Origin of the sequence: Bacteriovorax sp. PP10 (assembly GCF_035013165.1) — a bacterium.
Lineage (GTDB): Bacteria > Bdellovibrionota > Bacteriovoracia > Bacteriovoracales > Bacteriovoracaceae > Bacteriovorax > Bacteriovorax antarcticus.
In genome coordinates, this window is sequence record NZ_JAYGJQ010000002.1 from 229,580 (window position 1) to 247,838 (window position 18,259).

General features: G+C 38.2%; 20 protein-coding genes. 12 read left to right on the forward strand and 8 right to left on the reverse strand.

Translation table 11 applies throughout. From position 1 onward, the window contains the following. Window positions 1-17 precede the first annotated feature (17 nt). Together SHI21_RS11105 and SHI21_RS11110 are read left to right on the forward strand one after the other, a co-directional pair. The gene (locus SHI21_RS11105; RefSeq protein WP_323576653.1) at window positions 18-998 is read left to right on the forward strand and encodes a hypothetical protein; all 981 of its coding nucleotides are present in this window, start codon (window positions 18-20) and stop codon (window positions 996-998) included. 18 nt (window positions 999-1,016) lie between these two features. Continuing rightward, complete coding sequence (locus tag SHI21_RS11110; RefSeq protein ID WP_323576654.1) at window positions 1,017-2,381, forward strand: hypothetical protein; 1,365 nt, start codon at window positions 1,017-1,019, stop codon at window positions 2,379-2,381. A 34-nt stretch (window positions 2,382-2,415) separates the two neighbouring features. Here SHI21_RS11110 and SHI21_RS11115 read toward each other — a convergent pair whose 3' ends face one another. From SHI21_RS11115 to SHI21_RS11125, 3 genes are all read right to left on the reverse strand, one after another. Continuing rightward, on the reverse strand, window positions 2,416-3,465 hold the full coding sequence (locus SHI21_RS11115) for an FUSC family protein (protein WP_323576655.1): 1,050 nt from the start codon (window positions 3,463-3,465) through the stop codon (window positions 2,416-2,418). Between the two features lie 93 nt (window positions 3,466-3,558). Beyond that, the gene (locus SHI21_RS11120; RefSeq protein ID WP_323576656.1) at window positions 3,559-4,533 is read right to left on the reverse strand and encodes a glycosyltransferase; all 975 of its coding nucleotides are present in this window, start codon (window positions 4,531-4,533) and stop codon (window positions 3,559-3,561) included. Next, complete coding sequence (locus tag SHI21_RS11125; protein ID WP_323576657.1) at window positions 4,530-5,291, reverse strand: glycosyltransferase family 2 protein; 762 nt, start codon at window positions 5,289-5,291, stop codon at window positions 4,530-4,532. Before SHI21_RS11125 ends, SHI21_RS11120 begins: the two co-directional genes overlap by 4 nt. Window positions 5,292-5,348: 57 nt before the next feature. On the opposite strand from SHI21_RS11125, the gene SHI21_RS11130 reads away from it, so the two are divergent. Continuing rightward, on the forward strand, window positions 5,349-6,386 hold the full coding sequence (locus tag SHI21_RS11130; RefSeq protein WP_323576658.1) for a glycosyltransferase family 4 protein: 1,038 nt from the start codon (window positions 5,349-5,351) through the stop codon (window positions 6,384-6,386). Here the strand turns inward: SHI21_RS11130 and SHI21_RS11135 are convergent. From SHI21_RS11135 to SHI21_RS11150, 4 genes are read right to left on the reverse strand one after another with little or no spacing between them, the layout of a single operon-like run. Beyond that, complete coding sequence (locus SHI21_RS11135) at window positions 6,377-6,631, reverse strand: NifU family protein (RefSeq protein ID WP_323576659.1); 255 nt, start codon at window positions 6,629-6,631, stop codon at window positions 6,377-6,379. The genes SHI21_RS11130 and SHI21_RS11135 overlap by 10 nt on opposite strands. Before the next feature lies 1 nt (window position 6,632). Beyond that, a complete protein-coding gene (locus tag SHI21_RS11140) occupies window positions 6,633-7,340 on the reverse strand; it encodes an RsmE family RNA methyltransferase (RefSeq protein WP_323576660.1) in 708 nt (235 codons plus the stop codon). A 5-nt stretch (window positions 7,341-7,345) separates the two neighbouring features. Further along, window positions 7,346-7,663 (reverse strand): hypothetical protein, encoded by a 318-nt coding sequence (locus tag SHI21_RS11145; protein ID WP_323576661.1) that lies wholly within the window; start codon window positions 7,661-7,663, stop codon window positions 7,346-7,348. Then, window positions 7,660-8,232: an RNA polymerase sigma factor gene (locus SHI21_RS11150; protein WP_323576662.1), complete on the reverse strand. Its 573-nt coding sequence runs from the start codon at window positions 8,230-8,232 to the stop codon at window positions 7,660-7,662. The genes SHI21_RS11145 and SHI21_RS11150 overlap by 4 nt, the downstream gene beginning before the upstream one ends. A 97-nt stretch (window positions 8,233-8,329) precedes the next feature. Here SHI21_RS11150 and SHI21_RS11155 point away from each other — a divergent pair, with 97 nt between their 5' ends. The 9 genes from SHI21_RS11155 (at window position 8,330) to SHI21_RS11190 (ending at window position 17,777) form a co-directional block, all read left to right on the forward strand. Continuing rightward, window positions 8,330-8,773, forward strand: a complete 444-nt coding sequence (locus tag SHI21_RS11155) for a hypothetical protein (RefSeq protein WP_323576663.1) — start codon at window positions 8,330-8,332, stop codon at window positions 8,771-8,773. A gap of 80 nt (window positions 8,774-8,853) precedes the next feature. Continuing rightward, window positions 8,854-9,879 carry a DEAD/DEAH box helicase gene (locus SHI21_RS11160; protein ID WP_323576664.1) on the forward strand — a complete coding sequence of 342 codons (1,026 nt, stop codon included), beginning with the start codon at window positions 8,854-8,856 and terminating at the stop codon, window positions 9,877-9,879. 61 nt (window positions 9,880-9,940) lie between these two features. After that, a complete protein-coding gene (locus SHI21_RS20685; protein ID WP_410198819.1) occupies window positions 9,941-10,195 on the forward strand; it encodes a BrnT family toxin in 255 nt (84 codons plus the stop codon). Further along, window positions 10,176-10,493, forward strand: coding sequence for a CopG family antitoxin (locus SHI21_RS11165; protein WP_323576665.1), 318 nt, complete (start codon window positions 10,176-10,178; stop codon window positions 10,491-10,493). Before SHI21_RS20685 ends, SHI21_RS11165 begins: the two co-directional genes overlap by 20 nt. Then, window positions 10,494-11,285, forward strand: a complete 792-nt coding sequence (gene recO / locus SHI21_RS11170; protein ID WP_323576666.1) for a DNA repair protein RecO — start codon at window positions 10,494-10,496, stop codon at window positions 11,283-11,285. Window positions 11,286-11,308: 23 nt separating this feature from the next. Then, window positions 11,309-13,024, forward strand: coding sequence for an ABC transporter ATP-binding protein (locus SHI21_RS11175; protein ID WP_323576667.1), 1,716 nt, complete (start codon window positions 11,309-11,311; stop codon window positions 13,022-13,024). Between the two features lie 164 nt (window positions 13,025-13,188). Then, the gene (locus tag SHI21_RS11180) at window positions 13,189-14,487 is read left to right on the forward strand and encodes a glycine--tRNA ligase (protein WP_410198826.1); all 1,299 of its coding nucleotides are present in this window, start codon (window positions 13,189-13,191) and stop codon (window positions 14,485-14,487) included. Window positions 14,488-14,515: 28 nt separating this feature from the next. Beyond that, complete coding sequence (gene ppdK / locus SHI21_RS11185; protein WP_323576669.1) at window positions 14,516-17,182, forward strand: pyruvate, phosphate dikinase; 2,667 nt, start codon at window positions 14,516-14,518, stop codon at window positions 17,180-17,182. Between the two features lie 52 nt (window positions 17,183-17,234). Next, entirely contained in the window at window positions 17,235-17,777 is a 543-nt protein-coding gene (locus SHI21_RS11190) for a hypothetical protein (protein ID WP_323576670.1), read from the forward strand. Here the strand turns inward: SHI21_RS11190 and SHI21_RS11195 are convergent. Further along, window positions 17,766-18,242, reverse strand: coding sequence for an NADPH-dependent FMN reductase (locus tag SHI21_RS11195; RefSeq protein WP_323576671.1), 477 nt, complete (start codon window positions 18,240-18,242; stop codon window positions 17,766-17,768). The two genes, SHI21_RS11190 and SHI21_RS11195, sit on opposite strands and share 12 nt — an antisense overlap. Between the last annotated feature and the right edge of the window lie 17 nt (window positions 18,243-18,259).

An 18,259-nucleotide genomic window follows, 5' to 3' on the forward strand; every position in this document is an offset into this window, starting at 1 on the left:
AGTGAATGAGGGGAAAAATGAAAAAGTATCTACTTCTGTGTTGTAGCTTATTTCTGATAACTAGCTCTGTGTATGCGGCAGGTGCGGTTAAACTGGTTGATTACATGATTAGTAGCTCTGGATTAACCGAGCTTCTGACAAAAAATGGAATCAAAGGTGTGGATGCCAAGCAGGTTGAAAGCTATGTGGCGACTTCGATTAGTTCTTTTGGTGCAGGGAAGACTCTGACTCAAAAAGAATTCGCTGAAGTATTAACTAAAATTCCAGCAACTGGTGAAGATGCAACACTTAGAAAGAGGCTTCAGATTTTATTAGATAAGTCTGATGCTGATATTAAGAAAGAAGATGTTGTAGAGGCCGTGAATAATATTATTTATCTGGCCAACAGATATGGAAAATCAGTGATCATTACATGTGCTGATTGCGTAAGTGACAGTCTAACAAAAAATGGTTTTAAATTTACAGTTGAAAATATTAAGAATGCTGGAAGTGCAAAGCTACTTGCAGAGGTTATTCCAAATAATCCCAAAGATTTAAATACATTTATTAAATCGAGAGCAAAAAGATTAGGATTTGGGGATTATTCAAAAGTTTCGGCATCGTTTATTACTAGAGATGAAGAAAAGTCATTGGCCTTATTTTTAGGCCTAGCAGAAAATGGAAGTGCGACACATAAAGAATTTGCAATGGCCATTAAGGAGCTTTCTACAGACTCTAGGGGAACGAACCTTTTTAACAATGGGAATTCTCATAAGCTTTGGAAGTTTGTTACTACAGATACTTCTGATGAAGAAGTAAAAAGAATGACGGCACTTTTAAAAGAAACGAAAAAAGTTTTAGATGATCAAATCGATACATCAACAAGCTTTGGGGTTAAACGTGAGAAAAAAACTATAGAAGATGCGTTTAATGATGTTTTGAAAAAAAGATCAGAAAATAGTGAAGATCTATTTCAAAAATTTAAGAGTATCAAAGCAAAAAGATGTTTTTTTAAATAAGTATAAAAGGATTTAAATATGTCAAAAATAACAACTTCATTATTGTCACTAGTTTTAGTTTCTGTGATGGCATGTCAGACATCACCTCATAGAAACGTTGCGGCCGATTACCAAATTTCAAAAAATGCTAAGCAGTTGGTAACGTGGGAAACCAAGGCCAATGCCGTTGCGAATAGATCAAACGAAGTGATTGCTCTTAGCCACTTTGAAATTCCTATGCGTTTACTGGAAAAAGATATTGATCAAACTCTTGAATCCTCAATTGTAGACTCTCTGGTTTTTGAAAAAAATGGAGAGAAATATGTAAGATGGATGATCAATCCGGAAGATACACAATGGTATCTTGAAGTTAAAGCTTTCCTGGAAAAAAATGGTGTCGATGCAACTCCTCATAAATTTTTTGATGCTTATTTAACAGCATCAAGATCAATGATTTTAGTAAACCCTGAAAACGGAGCTTCTTTTTCATTAAAAGTTTCAACGAATAAAACGGGTGGTAACTGGACTGATAAAAAACAAACTTGGGATGATGCTAAACAAATCAGAACACTGGATAAGTGGATGACTGAAGCAACGTCAAGTATGGAAACTAAGAATTTAGTAATTATGAATGAGCCACTTGCTTTTGGTATTAAAGAGCTAGATCACGGTATGATTATGAGATCATTAAATGATGTACCAAAAGACGGGCATTATTATCTTCCAGGATTTTCAGCTCTTCATGAATATGAAGGGGCACGTATTGCTAAACTTAACGGGGCAACTAACGTAGCTGACTTCTGGGATAAACATTATAACCAACCATTGGCAGGAGCTCTTGCTGAGTTCTTCGCTTTTACAGGTACGTGGTATGATTCTCCTCACTCACAAAACTTTTTAATTGAGCTTGATAAGAACATGAAGCCAACAGGAAAAATTGTTCTAAGAGACTTGGGGGATTCATATATCCTTACCGATTTCGCTAATCAGACAAAATTTAGCAACATCGCTAAAATTTGGGATCAGGATAACGTATTAACAGGTCATACGAATTCAAAAGTTGGTCTATTGCACGGGAATACTCCGCCTACGTGGTTGAGTGCTGCTAGATATGAACAATACGGAAAAAACTTTTTCAATGCTTTTGAAGCAAGATTTTCTGAGCTAAGTGGAATTCCTGTTTCAGAATTAAGTCCAGAAAAGATGACTGTGTACCAATATTCTTATATTGGTAAGAGTTACAAAACTACATCTCCGGCGTGGAAACAATTCTTCATGAATGCTAATTGTATGAATGGTGAGAGGAAGACTATCGGGGGAGTTGATTGCCCGGAATTTTTCTTAAAGAAACAAAAGAAAGTAGACTGTGTAGGAAATCTAAACTCTATTTTAATGGCAAACTAATTTAAATTGATTCAAAGACCGTAGTGAGTTTTTACTACGGTCTTTTTCTTAAAGGCCTAATCACATCTCTAATAAGTTCTGGCCTAATCCAAAGAGCGGCAATCACTCCTAGTAATGACCCAATTCCAATATCCACAATTCTCCAGAAGCCTAAGTGTTCTGCCACTGTCGAATTGGGAATACCAAATTCTAAAAAAAGCATAATTAAGGCCGCAATATACACATTTCCAACCCAGTAGTTTTTTGCAATCCCGTCTGGCATAAAAAATGAGAAGAAGAAGATAAGGGCCATAATAATTCGAGGGTCATGAATGTAAGTGAGAATGATAGACGCCAGTACAACGCCGATGATTGTTCCACATAAGCGTTGACCGCTTTTATAAATACTTTGGTAGCTGTCAGGTAAGATCACAATCAAGTAAGTCCCAATAATCCAGTAAGGATGAGAGACATCGTAAAATGTGGCCGCAAAATACCCCAGGCATGCAAAAATGGCACACACTAAAGGAAATTTAAGCGTCTTGTTTTGTGACATAATTTTTTTAATCGTTTCACGTTTGCTAATCATTGGAGAAACCGGATGTTTAACAATGACGAAAATAAATGTGACCCAGAAAAGATAGTTTAAAAAAGCTATTGAGACATAACCCAATAAAGGAAGAAGCTCCGTCTTGTAAATTTGAGACGAAGAACCTGTTAGAAATTGCAATGCTACAAAGAGCATTATTTTTTCCAACTCAACTCCATAGTCTTTAGATTTTCCAACTAAAAAACTAAGAATAAAAAGGACGATGATAATAACGACATTGTTTCCGGCGCAATAAGCTCCAACGGCAAAGGCAAGAGTTAAGAATAGGAAAGCGGCAATCAGGTGTTTTATTCTGACAGCAAAACTTCCAAAATGATCATTGAGATAAATAAGAAGACCTACTAAGGCGCCGATCATGGAAATGAATAAATGATTATTAAAATATCCAATAATTAAAGGAACAGTCATCGAAAGTGATGAGAGCGCCATTTTAAAAATGGGAGTTGGTCCGGGGTCAATTCTAAAGGTATTATCAATGTGTTCTTTGAGTGCCATGGCCTATTGTAATAGAGGTTGAAGAATGTAGTTAAGGTTTTTTCTCACTTATTTTATAAGCGACTCAATACGTAGGAATTAGCACCAAGGGTCTTAAAAAGGTAGTAAGTCTTCTGCTCTTTGAGGAAGTTTATAAGTAGGATTAGTTGAGTTTAAGCTTTCACCATTAATCACTTTTTTATAAAGCTCTAAATACTTTTCAGCGTGTTTTCGAACATTGAAATTATCTTCGACATACTTACGAATAACATCAGGGTTAAAAGTGTTTGAATGGTCAGCAGCAACGAGAGACTCTAACTCGTCATGATTTTTTGCAATGAAGCCTACGTCTTTAGTAATTAATTCAGGAAGACTTCCATAGGGAGAGCCAATCACTGGCAGACCTTGAGACATGGCCTCAATCACTGCGATCCCAAATGGCTCTTCCCAGCGAACAGGAAAGACCATGAAGTCACATGAACGAATAATACTCATCTTATCATCACCACCAACAATACCGTGATTATGAACATAACGAGACAATCCCCACCAGCGGCCACCGGCCACATGAAGATGCTTTTTATTTTTTCTGGCAGCTCTAACTGAATCTTTTAAATTTTTTACACGCCATGAAGCTTTCGCTAAGAAAAGAAAGTTTTTCCATTCGCGTTTTGTTTTTGGATGATAAGGGTATTCAGATAAATCAATGGCATTGTGAATAAACTGATCAGAGCCATGAATTTCAGCATGACGTTTAGAAACGAACACTGAATTTTTATCGAAGACTTCACCGATTTGCCCATTTCCATGAATGGTCACAATCGTTGGAATTTTTCCCGGGAATCTATAGTTGTAACTTAAATGAATAATGTCAGCGTCTGCAGGGACTTGTTCTGTCCATTCCAGGTTAGTTCCTTTCATTGGGATAAGTTCGATTCCATAGTCTTTAACTTTTGAATCCGGGTGGCCGATTAAAACCACTTGATGGCCCATGCGAGCAAGCTCCACCATATGCCAGAATAAAATGCGCTCAATTCCACCATAACCTAAAACCGGAAGAACACCATTATGAGAGAAAACTATTTTCATATTTCTTTACCAGTTTGAAGTGCGTGAAGTTTTGCGTATTTTAAAAGAGCGTAGAGTGAATTGATACAGCAAATGACGAAGCCATTGCGTCCATCCAGAAAACCTCTTTTAAAAAAGTAGTCACGTAGAAATTTAAACATCGGACGAGTGACAATTTTAAAGACGCTTGAGCGCTTGCCTTGCTTAAAAGCAGCGCGAGCTGCAATCGTTGTAAACTTATCGGTCTGTTCAACGTGAGCAGAAATAGAAGCATAACTATAGTGCAGGAGATCGCCTTTTAAAAATCCAACTTTTTCAGAATTAATCATCTGTAAAATATCGTGAGGGTTTTCACCACCCCATAGGGCCTTATCTTTTTTTACTAAACGGAGTTTTGTATCAGGGTACCATCCAGAGTGACGAACCCAGTGGCCATTATAGTTAGTCAGGCGGTTGAATCTGTAACCGTTATACTGAATGTTATTTTTTACTAACTTGATTTGTTCTAATAACTCAGGTGAAAGGGCCTCGTCTGCATCCAGAGAAAGAACATAATCATGAGTCGACAATTTTAAAGCGTAGTTTTTTTGCTCGATATGACCCGCAAATGGGTTTTTGACAAAACGAGCACCCATCGAAGTCGCGATGGCCTCAGTTTTATCAGTAGAAAAAGAGTCGACCACGAGAATCTCATCAGCAATCGGAAGAACAGAGCTAATGCAACGACCAATGTTGTTTTCTTCGTTGTACGTTATGATGGCCACTGTTAATTTTATCAAATTTTACTCACAATAAGAATGGATTCTACCTTGAAAGTATATTTAGACTGCTCCCCTTTGACAAATACTCAGGTCTCAGGAATTGGGGTTTATAATAAAAATTTATTTTTAAATGTAAAAAATGAACTCGGGTCTGATGTTTCTCCTGTTTTAAAGTGGAGTCGTTTGTCAAAAGCGAGCATTGTCGAAGGGCATATTCATGAAAAAGTGAAATCTCTTCCACCTTTTTTATTTGGTAAAGACACTGTTTATCACGGGACGGATCACAAACTAAATACTATATCGAGAGGAGCGAGAGTTGTCACAATTCACGATATGCAGCCTTTTGTTGGTAAATGGATAGATCCTAAATTTGCTCAAGGGCGAATTGAAATTATGACGAAAGCACTCAATAGTGATGTTCAGAGAATCATTGCTATTTCTGAGTTTACTAAAGCAGAAATTATTAAATACTTTCCTAAGACTGAATCGAAGATTGATGTTGTTTATCACGGCAATGATTTTTATCAGTCAGTGATTGATGAATCAAAACCTAATTTGATTAAAACGATTACGAAGGGGAGACCATTTTTATTTTTCATCGGTAATATTGAAGAAAGAAAAAATCTCATTAATCAAATTAAAGCATTTGAAATTTTAAAAGAAAAAAATCCTAACCTGTTATTTATTCTTTCTGGAAGAGCTGGATTTAATGCTCAGGAAATTATGGATTATATTTCAACATCAAAATATAAAACTGATATTCATGTCACAGGTTACTTAAGTGATGATGAAAAAGAATACGCCATGAAAGAGACAAGCTGCCTGATGTTTGTCAGCTGGTACGAGGGCTTCGGGATTCCCGTTTTAGAGGCCTTGGCAAAAAATACGAATATCATCACCAGCAACACCAGTTCACTTAATGAAATAGGCCGTGGATACTGCTATCAAAGCAATCCTGCGGATCCCGCAGAAATTGCTTTTAACGTAAGTATGATTATGGAAAAAGGGAATTTGAAAAAAGTTGATCTAGCTGAATTTCAAAATGAATGGAGCTGGAAAAAGTGCGCGCTTAAAACGATTGGCGTTTACCAAAAGGCCCACGACTACATGTAAGGGTTTTCTCCCGTTTCATGATCTGTTAAATCAATCACGTCAGTAATCTCTGGAAAGTTTTGTTTAATCAGAGTTTGAATCCCTTCTTTAAGTGTAGCGTTCGAGCTTGAACAACCCTGACATCCACCTTGAAGGCGAAGAAAAACCTGGTTGTTATCAATATCGACGATCTCAACATTTCCACCGTGAGCAGCTAGTGCCGGGCGAACTTGTTCATCAAATAAAGCTTCTAATTTTCTTAGCATATTAATATCTTCCTCTAATCAATTCTAACTGAGATACCGCCGAATATATAGCATGTTCCACTCGAAGAATGCTAGACGAAATCTTGACACTCTTGAAGCCTGCCGCATGGAAACGAGCTATATCCTCAGAAATAAAGCCGCGCTCAGGGCCGATAGCTAAAGTCACAGGGGTATCAAAGTTGATACTAGAACTTAGGTCCAGAAAATTCTCGGTAGCATTTAGGTCTAGAATGAACTTCTGAGGGATATCAGCATAGCTATCTGCTGGGTTATATTTGTCAGTTTTAACGATGGGAAGTGACCCATAAATGGCCGCTTGTGAAAGACCTGCAAGCAAATGCTCTTCACACTCAGCACTCTCAAAAACTTTCGAATCTAAATAACTTTTTTCAGAAAGTGCCGCTTTAAAAAAATGAATTTTCTTAGCACCAAAAGTGGTTGCGTGCTCCAAAACTTTTTTTGTTGTTTGTGGGCGAGAGATCCCAACGACTAAATTAAACCATTGAGGTTGAGCTGGTGATATTTCAGAAAGCTTTAATTTGCATTCAGATTTTGTCAGCGACTCAATTGTACCAAGGCACAGGCCTTGATCTAAAATAGTGCATTTAAAAACATCACCTGGGTTTGCTTTTAGGGTCTCAAACATATGGGCAATGATTTTGGAATCAGTGATGATTCCATCTGAATTTTTAAGGATAAGTGAGTTCATGAGGACTAGATCTCATCGTAAGAAGAGCTAGTCAAGTCAACAGTTCCGTCGCCGGTAATATCGTCAGTCATAGTTGACTGAATTTCCAATGCCGACTCCACATATTCTTTGTGGTTGAAGGTAGGAGCAGGAACACGGTAGCTATTAATGGCAATGAAGAGCACAGAAGCCGTGGCACAACCACTAATCGCCCATGTCAGCCAGCTGGCAAAAACACGCGGGCGCTTCTTTTCTTTTTCAAGCTTTTCAAAAAAACGTGAATCAAAATCAGAAGATGGTGTTACATCTAATTTTTCTACTAACGATTTTTTTAATCCACTCATAGTGAGTCTCCTAATTTTGCTTTTAATCCAATTTTCGCTCTATGTACCAGGTTCTTTACGGCCTGAGGAGATTTTTGCAGGATGCTTCCCATCTCTTCAAAGTTTAAATCATCATTCATCCATAACAGCAGCGCTTCTCTTTGAGACAGCGGCAATTTCTTAATCACTTCAGCAATATGCTCTTTGGTTGATTCTTTAACTAACTTATCTAAAACATTTTCATCAACCGCTTCAATTTCCGTTTCTAAATCATCAAAGTTCTCATCTCGTCTGTTGGGATTTTTATCCAAAGCATCGAGGTTAGTATTTTTACAAATTGTCCAAAGCCAGGTTCTAAAAGTTTTTTGTGGATCGTATTTATTTTTATAACGATGAACTTTTAAAAACGTGTCGTGAACAATTTCTTCGGCCTTAAATTGGTTAAATGTATAACCATAACTGAAGCGAATTAGGGCCTCTTTGTACTTAAAATATAGGCGCTCGAAAGCGGCCTGATCATCTTGATCGGCAAACATTTGCATTAGTTCATTGTCAGTAGGTGCCGTCTTCATGACTCGCGCGTTTTCCATACACTCATAATACGCGCGTCTGGGGGAAAAGTTTCGTGAAACTTTTGGTAAATCGTTGCGTATAACTAGCAACAGGACAAAAAATGGAGGTTCTAATATGGGCAATTTACTAAGTTTAACGAGAAATGCAGTACTTACACTGTCTTTTATATTCGGGACACAGGCCTTTGCTGAGACGCCAAAAAACGACGCACAGACGATTGAGGAAATGAACAAGTTCGCTGATGAGAGCGCAAAAATGAGAGAAACCCACATCCAGCAGATGCGTGAAGTCCATGTAAAACATATTAATGAAATGTATGACCGAAAACTTGCTCACAATAAAGAGATGACTCTTTTATGGAAGCAGATGAAGCCTGGAGATAAGAAGGCCAATAAGGAGCTGAAGTCACAAATTAAAGACAAACATAAAGCTTTTGATAAAGAAGACGAAGCTTTTAGAGATGATTTCAAAGAAAATGTCTTAAAGAAAAAGAATAAAGAATTTCGCGAGATTATGCATAATCGCATGAAAGAAATGAAAGAGAAGTATAAAGATTAATTTTTGAAGAGAAGAGTCACGTCGTAATCTTCCATATTTGGGGATAAGAGACATGGGATTGTATTGAATAATACTTTTTCATGAAACTTATCCCTGATTTATTTTACCCCTCATGTTTTACCTTACTCACAGCTCCCGTTGCTTCTGGAAAAACCAGAATGGTGGTGGAGTTCTATCGTGAGTCCGATTTCAAAATCATTTACCTTTCTCCGCTTCGGGCCCTCGCTAATGAGGTTTTTGCAAATTTGCAAAAAAATGAAGAGAAGAATGTTTTTCTAGCTGGTGGTGAACTTGCTCTGGATCAGTGTCTGGAGAAGTTTATGGCTGCCAGGAAGAGCTTTCTCGTCACGACAGCAGAGCTGTTAAGTGAAGAGTTTATTGAAGAATTGTGTAATCAAGAGCAGAAAGTTCTTTTTGTAATTGATGAGTTCCATCTCTTTTATCATTGGGGCGAAGAATTTCGCCCCGTCTTACACGAACGTTTTTTAGCTATATTAAATTTCTATTTTCCTATTCTTGCGATCACCGCGACGATGGCCGAAGACGTAATGACGAAGATGAAAAAAGACTTAAGTTATTATCAGGATTTTTGGATTCATCTGGATTATGGCAATCATCAGTTGCATCGCACTCCTGAGCGCATGCTTAGTTTTAAAGGACTCAAACCTCATTACATTCAAAAAGCATTCTGGAGAGAGATTCGTCAGAAAAAGGATTCTGAAATCTTTTTATATTTTTGTGCTTATCGAAGTCAGGTGGATGAGTTTGTTGATCGGGCACGCAGGCTTGGGTTTAAAGCTGTTGGGTGTGTTGGTGGAGAAGTTGAAAACTTTTTAGAAGCAGTGAAAGTGAGTGAAGGGAAGATTGATTGTATTTTTTCGACGACGACACTTAGTCATGGAGTGAATCTTCCGGAGATCAGGAAAGTTTTTATTGATTATGAAGTGAAGAATTATGACTTTTGGTTGCAGATGATTGGGCGTGGTGGGAGGCAAGGAAGTGAGTATCAGGTTTATACGACTGATTCGTTTCATACGACTTCGAAGGATAGAATTAAGCATAAGGCAAAGATATTGTTAGGAGATTTTTTAGGGATCGAAATGTAAATACATGTTGTATTTACATTTTTATTCATTAAGGGTAAGTTGAATATGAAGATTTCAAGTTTTGAATGGGATCCGAAAAATATCGACTGCGATGATTGAAGATTTTTTTATAAATTACTATTTTAAAATTCTAAATGATCATAAGCATAGTTTTATAGAATCTCGTTTTATTGCTTTTGGTAAATACAGAGATCGTGACTTATTTATTGCATTTACCTTCAGGGCCAATTCAGGAATATTGAAAATTAGAATTATTTCTGCCCGATATGTGCATGCGAAAGAAGTGAGGAGACTTTATGAAGAAAACAACAACTAAGAAAAAAGCTACGAAAGTAGCAAAAAAAGTTGTGGCAAAAAAAAAATTAAGGCCCCTTGATTTGAGTGGAGATGATCCTCTTGATCAAGATTTTTCAGATGTTGATTTTGGTGGAAAGTGGATGACGTTTAGTGATCTATTTGAGTTTGAACCTAAAAATAAGACTATTACACTTAGGGTTCCTGAATCAATGTTGGAAAGTCTAAAAACGATTGCAAACAAAGAAAAAACTGACTATCAAAAATTAATAAGAGAAGCTTTAGCAGAGTTAATATCGAAAAGGTTAAAAGCAGCATAAATGCAAACCAAAGTAGAAGGCATCGTCCTATCCAAAATTCCCTACGATGAACGGCACATCATCGCTCATCTGCTTCTTCGCACTGGAAGAAAGATTTCTGTCGTCTTCTACGGTGGACGTGGCGGTGGGAAAAAACAAAAGTCCTCAATCATTGAATTAGGATTCATGCTTTCGGTTGAACTTTCTCAAGCTAAAACCAACACTGAAATTTACCACGCTAAAGAATGGAATATGGTCTGGCATCACGACATGATCAGAAACAATCACAGCGCTTTTTATTTAATGTGCTTCTTTCTTGAAGTGATTAACAAAATTGCGCCAACTGAAAATCTTCACGACGTTCACGAAGAAAATACTGAGATGGTAGGACTATTCACCTCGCTTAGTAATGCTCTTGTGCATCTGGAGCGCTCACTTAAAGAAAAATCATTTTACAGTCACTCGCATTCTGTCGTTTTCCTGACAAAGACTCTGCTTCATTTGGGAGTTTTCCCTGAAAGAGAGCATTGCACGCTTTGCGGAATAGAGCTTCAGGGGTTCAATGATATGTATTTGATTCCGGAGGAAGGAGGATTTGCCTGCCCACCATGCGTAAACCAAAACAAATCCTACTCGGTTCAGTCGGGACGCGAGTTATGGGAGCTTGTTGGCCACATAGCGCACACAAAGTATTCGGAACTTGGATCCCTCAAGCTGGAATACAAATCACTTCCTAGAATGCTCTTTCATTATTTTTGCTTTCAGTTTCACTTCGAAGAAAAAGATTTTAAGACCGCTTCTATGGTATTTTAACGCCCGTCCTGCTAATGTAGGGCATGATTAAAAAACTTGTTAAACAGCTTTGGCCGTATCTTAAACCTTATAAGAAAATGGCGATTGCTTCATTCTTATTATCATTCGTACTTGCTGCTCTTGCCGGAGCTCAGGTTAAATTAGTTAAACCTATTTTTGATAAAGGTCTAAGCGGTGACTCTTCGTTAAACGAAGTACTGACACTTGCAGGACTACTTTTATTTGTAGGGATTTTAAATTTTCCGACAAGATATTATCATTTCTACTGGATGAGATTTGTTGGCGAAAAAATGAACTCGGATATGCGAGCGAGACTTTTTGCTAAACTTCAAAGACTGCCAACTTCTTTTTACAATCAAAATAAACAAGGGCGCATGCTCTCGACAATTTTGAACGACGCTGAGATTTTTGCTCAATCGTTTAGAGCTATCGTTGATATTATCAGAGAGCCGGTAAAGGCCCTGGTGTACCTTGGACTTGCAATCTACAGTGACTGGCAACTGACTCTAGTTATCTTAGTTGTTGGGCCGTTGTTTGTTATTATCTTCCAGGTAAGTGGGAAAAAAGTTAAAGCAAACCAATCTGAAGTTCAGGAAGGCCGTGCTGAATTAACTCACAATCTAAGTGAAGGTTTATCTGCTCACAAAGTAACGAAGGCGTTTAACCTTCAAGAATTTGTTATGAGTCGTTTTATCAGATCACAAAATTATTATTTCGATTATACGATGAGAACATCGAAAGTTGAAGAGATTGCCCATCCATTCGTTGAACTTGTGGGAGCGATTGCTTTTTCTTGTGTGATTGTTTTTGCTTACTTCAGAATTAAATCAGGAGCGATGACGATCGGGGATTTCATTCAGTTCGTAGCAGCTCTTGCTCTACTTATGGATCCAATCAGAAAGTATTCTCAGGCCAATGTAAAACTTGGACAAGGACTAGCTGCTGCTGATCGTATCAATCAAATTTTAGATCTTGATGAAGAAGTTGATCGTGGAACTTATGAAGTGAAACACTTTGAATCTGAAATCGTAGTTAAAGATGTAACGTTTAGTTATGGTGAAGGCGAAGTTCTAAAAAACCTAAGTCTCTCAGTGAAAAAAGGACAGAAGATCGCGCTTGTTGGTTTATCTGGGTCTGGAAAATCGACGCTGATAAATCTTCTTTTAGGGTTATACCCAATTGATAATGGTTCAATCACAATCGACGGAAGAAAGCTTTCTGAAATTGAATTGAAGCCGCTTAGAAAGCTCTTTGGACTTGTGTCTCAAGATGTTTTTTTATTCCACGATACTATTAGATCCAACCTGACTATCGGTGGATTGTTTACAGATGAACAAATTAGAAAAGCGCTGGAAGTTTCTTATGCTTCTGAGTTCGTTGATAAACTTCCAAATGGGCTTGAAACGGTGATTGGCGACAGGGGAGCGAAGCTTTCTGGTGGTCAGCAGCAACGCCTGACGATTGCCCGCGCATTCTTACAGAATACGGATATCCTGCTTTTTGATGAAGCGACGAGTGCTCTTGATAATGAATCTGAAAAAGTTGTTCAGCGCGCCCTTGAGGCCATTGCTGGGAATAAAACTGTTATCGCTGTAGCGCACAGACTTTCGACTGTTCAGGATTACGATAGAATCTTCGTTTTAAAAGACGGCCGTTTAGTCGAAGAAGGGCCGCACGCTGAGCTAATCGCGAAAAATGGCGAGTATAAAAAACTTTATGAGCTTTCTTTAAAGGCCTAGGCCTTCCATTGGATACCGCTCGGTGTTATCTGGGGCGGTATTCCAGTCATTTAAATCAAAAATTTTAATTACAAATACCCAGCTAAAAAGTAATCTTTTAGAGACAAATTTTCATATATATAGCCTGGAGAATTAGCGTGTCTAATGAAAGCAATTTAAAATCAATGAGTGACTTAGTGGCCCTGTGTAAGCAGCGTGGATTTGTTTTTCAATCATCAGAAATTTATGGTGGATTGAATTCATGTTGGGATATGGGACCGTATGGAGTTGAGTTAAAAAATAACTTAAAAGCTCGCTGGTGGAAATCGATGACTCTACGTCAAGACGTAGTAGGTATCGATGCTTCAATTCTTATGCACCCAACAGTTTGGAAAGCTTCTGGTCACGTTGACGGATTTTCTGATCCAATGGTCGACTGTAAAGTTTGTAAAGAAAGATTCAGAGCAGACAATATCGATATGACGAAACCATGCCCTAAGTGTGGATCAAAAGAATCATACACAGATGTACGCCAATTCAATTTGATGTTTAAAACTCAAATGGGAGCAATGGAAGATACTTCTTCAATGGTTTATTTAAGACCAGAAACAGCTCAAGGGATTTTCGTAAACTTCTTAAACGTTCAAACAACGATGAGAAAAAAATTACCATTTGGTATCGCTCAAATCGGTAAAGCATTCAGAAATGAAATCACTCCAGGTAACTTCATTTTCAGAACTCGCGAGTTCGAACAAATGGAAATGCAATATTTCGTAAAACCAGGAACTCAAAAAGAGTCGATGGAGCAATGGAAAGAAACACGTTGGAAATGGCACGTTGAAAATGGTCTGCGCGCTGAAAAAATTAAGTGGGCACCACATGGACCAGATTCATTAGCTCACTACGCTGACGCTGCTACAGATATCGAATATGAATTCCCAATGGGATGGGGAGAGATGGAAGGGATTCACTCTCGTACAGACTTCGACTTAAAACAACACCAGGAATTCTCTGGTAAAAATATGAACTATGTTGACCAGGTTAATAACGAAAAATATCTTCCATACGTAATTGAAACTTCAGTTGGTGCAGACAGATGTTTACTAGCTATTCTTTGTGATGCTTACAGATTAGAAAATGCAGGGGATCCAGATAAAGAAAGATCGGTAATGAAGTTCCACCCGGCACTTGCTCCGATCAAAACTGCGATCATGCCGCTTTCTAAAAAATCTGAACTTGAAGAAGTTTCAAATAAATTATTTGAAGATGTAAGTGCTAACTACAAATCAGAATACGATGTAGCTGGATCAATCGGAAAACGTTACAGACGTCAGGATGAGATCGGAACTCCTTATTGTATTACTGTAGACTTCGATACATTAAACGATCATGCAGTCACAATCAGAAGCCGCGATACAATGACTCAAGAGAGAATTGGTATTGCTAACGTACAAAATTATTTAAAAGATAAATTTAAATTTTAATTTGGCCTTAATTAACCGAGGTGTATAAATGACAAAGCAATGGGTGTATCTCTTCAGCGCAGAAAAGACAGAAGGGAACAAAGACATGAAGGATCTTCTTGGTGGAAAAGGTGCAAACCTTGCCGAGATGTGTTCGCTAAAACTATCAGTGCCGCCAGGATTTACTGTAACGACTGAAGCTTGTTTGGACTATGAGAAGAACAAGAAAAGCATCAACCAGGACGTAAGAGCGCAAGTTCTTAAATCAATCACTGAAGTTGAAGCGATGACTGGAAAGAAGTTTGGTGACAATGCCAATCCACTTCTATTTTCTGTTAGATCAGGTGCTCGTGCTTCAATGCCGGGGATGATGGATACAGTTTTAAACCTTGGTCTTAACGATCAATCAGTTTTAGGTTTAGCAAAATTAACAAACAACGACCGCTTTGCATGGGACTCATATAGAAGATTCATTCAAATGTACGCAAACGTTGTTATGGATTTCAACGTTTCTCTTCTTGAAGCAACTCTTGAAGATTTAAAAGAAGCACGTGGAGTTCATGAAGATACTCAATTATCAGCAGCTGATTTAAGAGAACTGGTAACAGTATTCAAGAGAATTATTCTCGAAGAATCAGGTGAGTCTTTCCCAACTGATCCAATGGAGCAATTGTGGTTAGCAGTGTCTGCAGTATTTAATTCTTGGGGAAATCCAAGAGCTGTTAAGTACCGTGAGATTTACGATATCCCTCATAGCTGGGGAACAGCAGTAAACGTTCAATCAATGGTTTTTGGTAACATGGGTGAGGACTGCGCGACTGGTGTATGTTTTACTCGTGACCCATCAACTGGAGAGAGAAAATTCTTCGGTGAGTATTTAATCAATGCTCAAGGTGAAGACGTTGTTGCGGGAATCAGAACTCCTCAACCAATTAACGATTTCTCAAAGAACGATTCAAACAAACACTTCAAGACTCTTGAAGAAGCAATGCCAGCAGCGTTCGCGGACCTGACGACAGTTTATAAAAAACTGGAAGCTCACTACAAAGACATGCAGGATATTGAGTTCACAATTGAAAATAAAAAACTTTATATTCTTCAAACAAGAAACGGAAAGAGAACTGCAGCAGCTGGAATCAAGATTGCCGTTGACCTGGTTTCAGAAGGGATTCTTTCAAAACAAGAAGCACTTCTAAGAGTTGGTCCTGAAGATTTAAACCAACTTCTTCACCCTAGATTAGATCCAAAAGCAGTTAAGAAAATTATCGCTAAAGGTCTTCCAGCATCTCCAGGTGCTGGCGGTGGTATGATTGCTTTTACAAGTGAGCATGCTCATGCAATGAACGAAGAAGGAAAGAAAGTTATTCTGGTTCGCCAGGAAACTTCTCCAGAAGACATTGCCGGAATGGTCGCTTCTCAAGGTATTTTAACAGCTCGAGGAGGGATGACTTCTCACGCAGCGGTTGTTGCTCGCGGAATGGGGAAACCTTGTGTTGCTGGTTGTTCTGCTCTTATGGTGGATGCAAAAGCTGGTACATTAACTGTTGGTGGAAAAGTTTATAAAGAAGGTGACTTCCTTACAATCGACGGTGGAACAGGTGAAGTTATTGAAGGACTAGTTCCAACAATCGATGCTGCTATCACTGACGACTTTGCAACTTTCATGAAGTGGTCTGATGAATTCAGAAAGCTTGGTGTAAGAACAAATGCTGATTCTCCTGAAGATGCTAAAGTGGCCATTAAGTTTGGCGCTGAAGGTATTGGTCTGACTCGTACAGAACATATGTTCTTTGAAAAAGATAGAATCCTTGCTGTTCGTGAAATGATTTTTGCTAACACTGTCACTGATAGAGAAAAAGCACTGGCGAAAATTCTTCCTTTCCAGAGAGAAGATTTCGTTGGAATTTTTACGGTATTAAATAATCTTCCAGTAAATATTCGTCTTTTAGATCCACCTCTTCACGAGTTTCTTCCTCATTCTGAAGAAGATAAAAAAGAACTTGCTACAAGTCTTGGATTAGATCTTAAAGCAATTGAAAATCGTGGAGAGCAACTTCATGAGTTCAACCCAATGCTTGGACACAGAGGATGCCGTCTTGGTGTAACGTTCCCTGAGATTTATCGCATGCAAGTTCAAGCGATCATCGAAGCTGCACTGATCTGTGCTGATAAAGGAATCAATGTTTACCCTGAGATCATGATCCCTCTTGTGGCAGTTGAAGGTGAATTAAGTCTTCTTAAATCAGAAGCAATCGCTGAGATTGAAAGAGTGTTTAAAGAAAAAGGTAAAAAAGTAAAATACAAAATCGGAACAATGATCGAGCTTCCAAGAGCTGCCATCATGGGTGGATCAATTGCAAAACATGCAGAGTTCTTCTCTTTTGGTACAAACGATCTAACTCAAACAACGTTTGGTTTATCTCGTGATGATGCTGGAAAGTTCTTACCTGAATACGTTAGTAAAGGTCTGGTTCCAAATGATCCATTCGTTTCTATCGATCAGGAAGGTGTAGGTTTCTTAATGAGACATGCAGTAACTGAAGGGCGCAAAGCTAATCCTGATATGCACTTTGGGATTTGCGGAGAGCATGGTGGAGAGCCGAAATCGATTGAGTTCTGTCATAAGATTGGACTTGATTACGTTTCTTGCTCGCCTTATCGTGTGCCTATCGCAAGATTGGCAGCAGCTCAGGCAGCGATTAGAAATACAAAATAATTAGTAAGCACTAAGGGCCAGTGATGGCCCTTTGCTTTTTAGGGAGGATTTTATGAAGTTACTATCTATCTTTACACTTCTATGTTTATTCTCAGTTAACTCTTATGCTGAAAGATGCGAAGGGGTTAATGCTTGTGTTGATCTTTATTCAAGATTAACTAATAAAAAATTGTCAATTGATCCAGCTATCACAGATGAAGTGACACTTGCTGTTCCGGATGTAGACCTGACAAAAGAAAATGCTAACGTTGAATTCGAAAAATTCCTTAATAAGAATGGTGGGATGACGATTTTGGCAAATACAGTTATCAGTAAAAGAGCAGGTGATTTCCTGACTGCTCCTATTTATGTTGTTAGCGAAAATAACATTCCAATGATGATCAATAAAGATGGCCTGGTGACTTTTGTTTATCACACAAAAGGAGCTACAAAGAAATTAGCTGATAAAACAAGAATTATGCTAAGTAAGAAAAAACTTGCGGATAAAACGTTTGCTAAGACTGTTGAGTTTTCAACGAATAAAATTATCGTTGTTTGCGATACGTATGAGCGTGCTGACAAAATCGTAAGAACAATGATCAAATTAGATAAGTAATTTTTCAATAATGTTTTTAACTTCAGGTGTAACTTCAACACCTGAAGTTTTAAAACTCCACTCAGTGCTCACTCTCGCCGACATCGTCTTTAACACTTCCAATAATTGCGCCTGAACAAACATCGCTTCTGAACTTGAAGAGAAGATCAAACCAACTTTTTTATCCATCAGTTCACCACTGCCAACGATCCAATCAAGAGCGTTCTTAAGGCTTCCAGGGATTCCATGAGCGTATTCGGGAGTAGAGATAAGGATAGCGTCTGCTTGAATCAGCGCCTTTCTCCATTTGAAGAGAGCATCATTGGGAGCAAATTCAATATCAGGATTGAAATGCGGAAGACCATCAATCGCGTCAAAGATCTCAACTTGAGTGACTCCAGCGTATTCTTCTTTTATATGACGAAGGATCTGAGAGTTTTTTGAGCTTGAACGATTAGAACCAGAGACTGCTAATAGAGTTTTCATCTTTTTATGTTAAACTT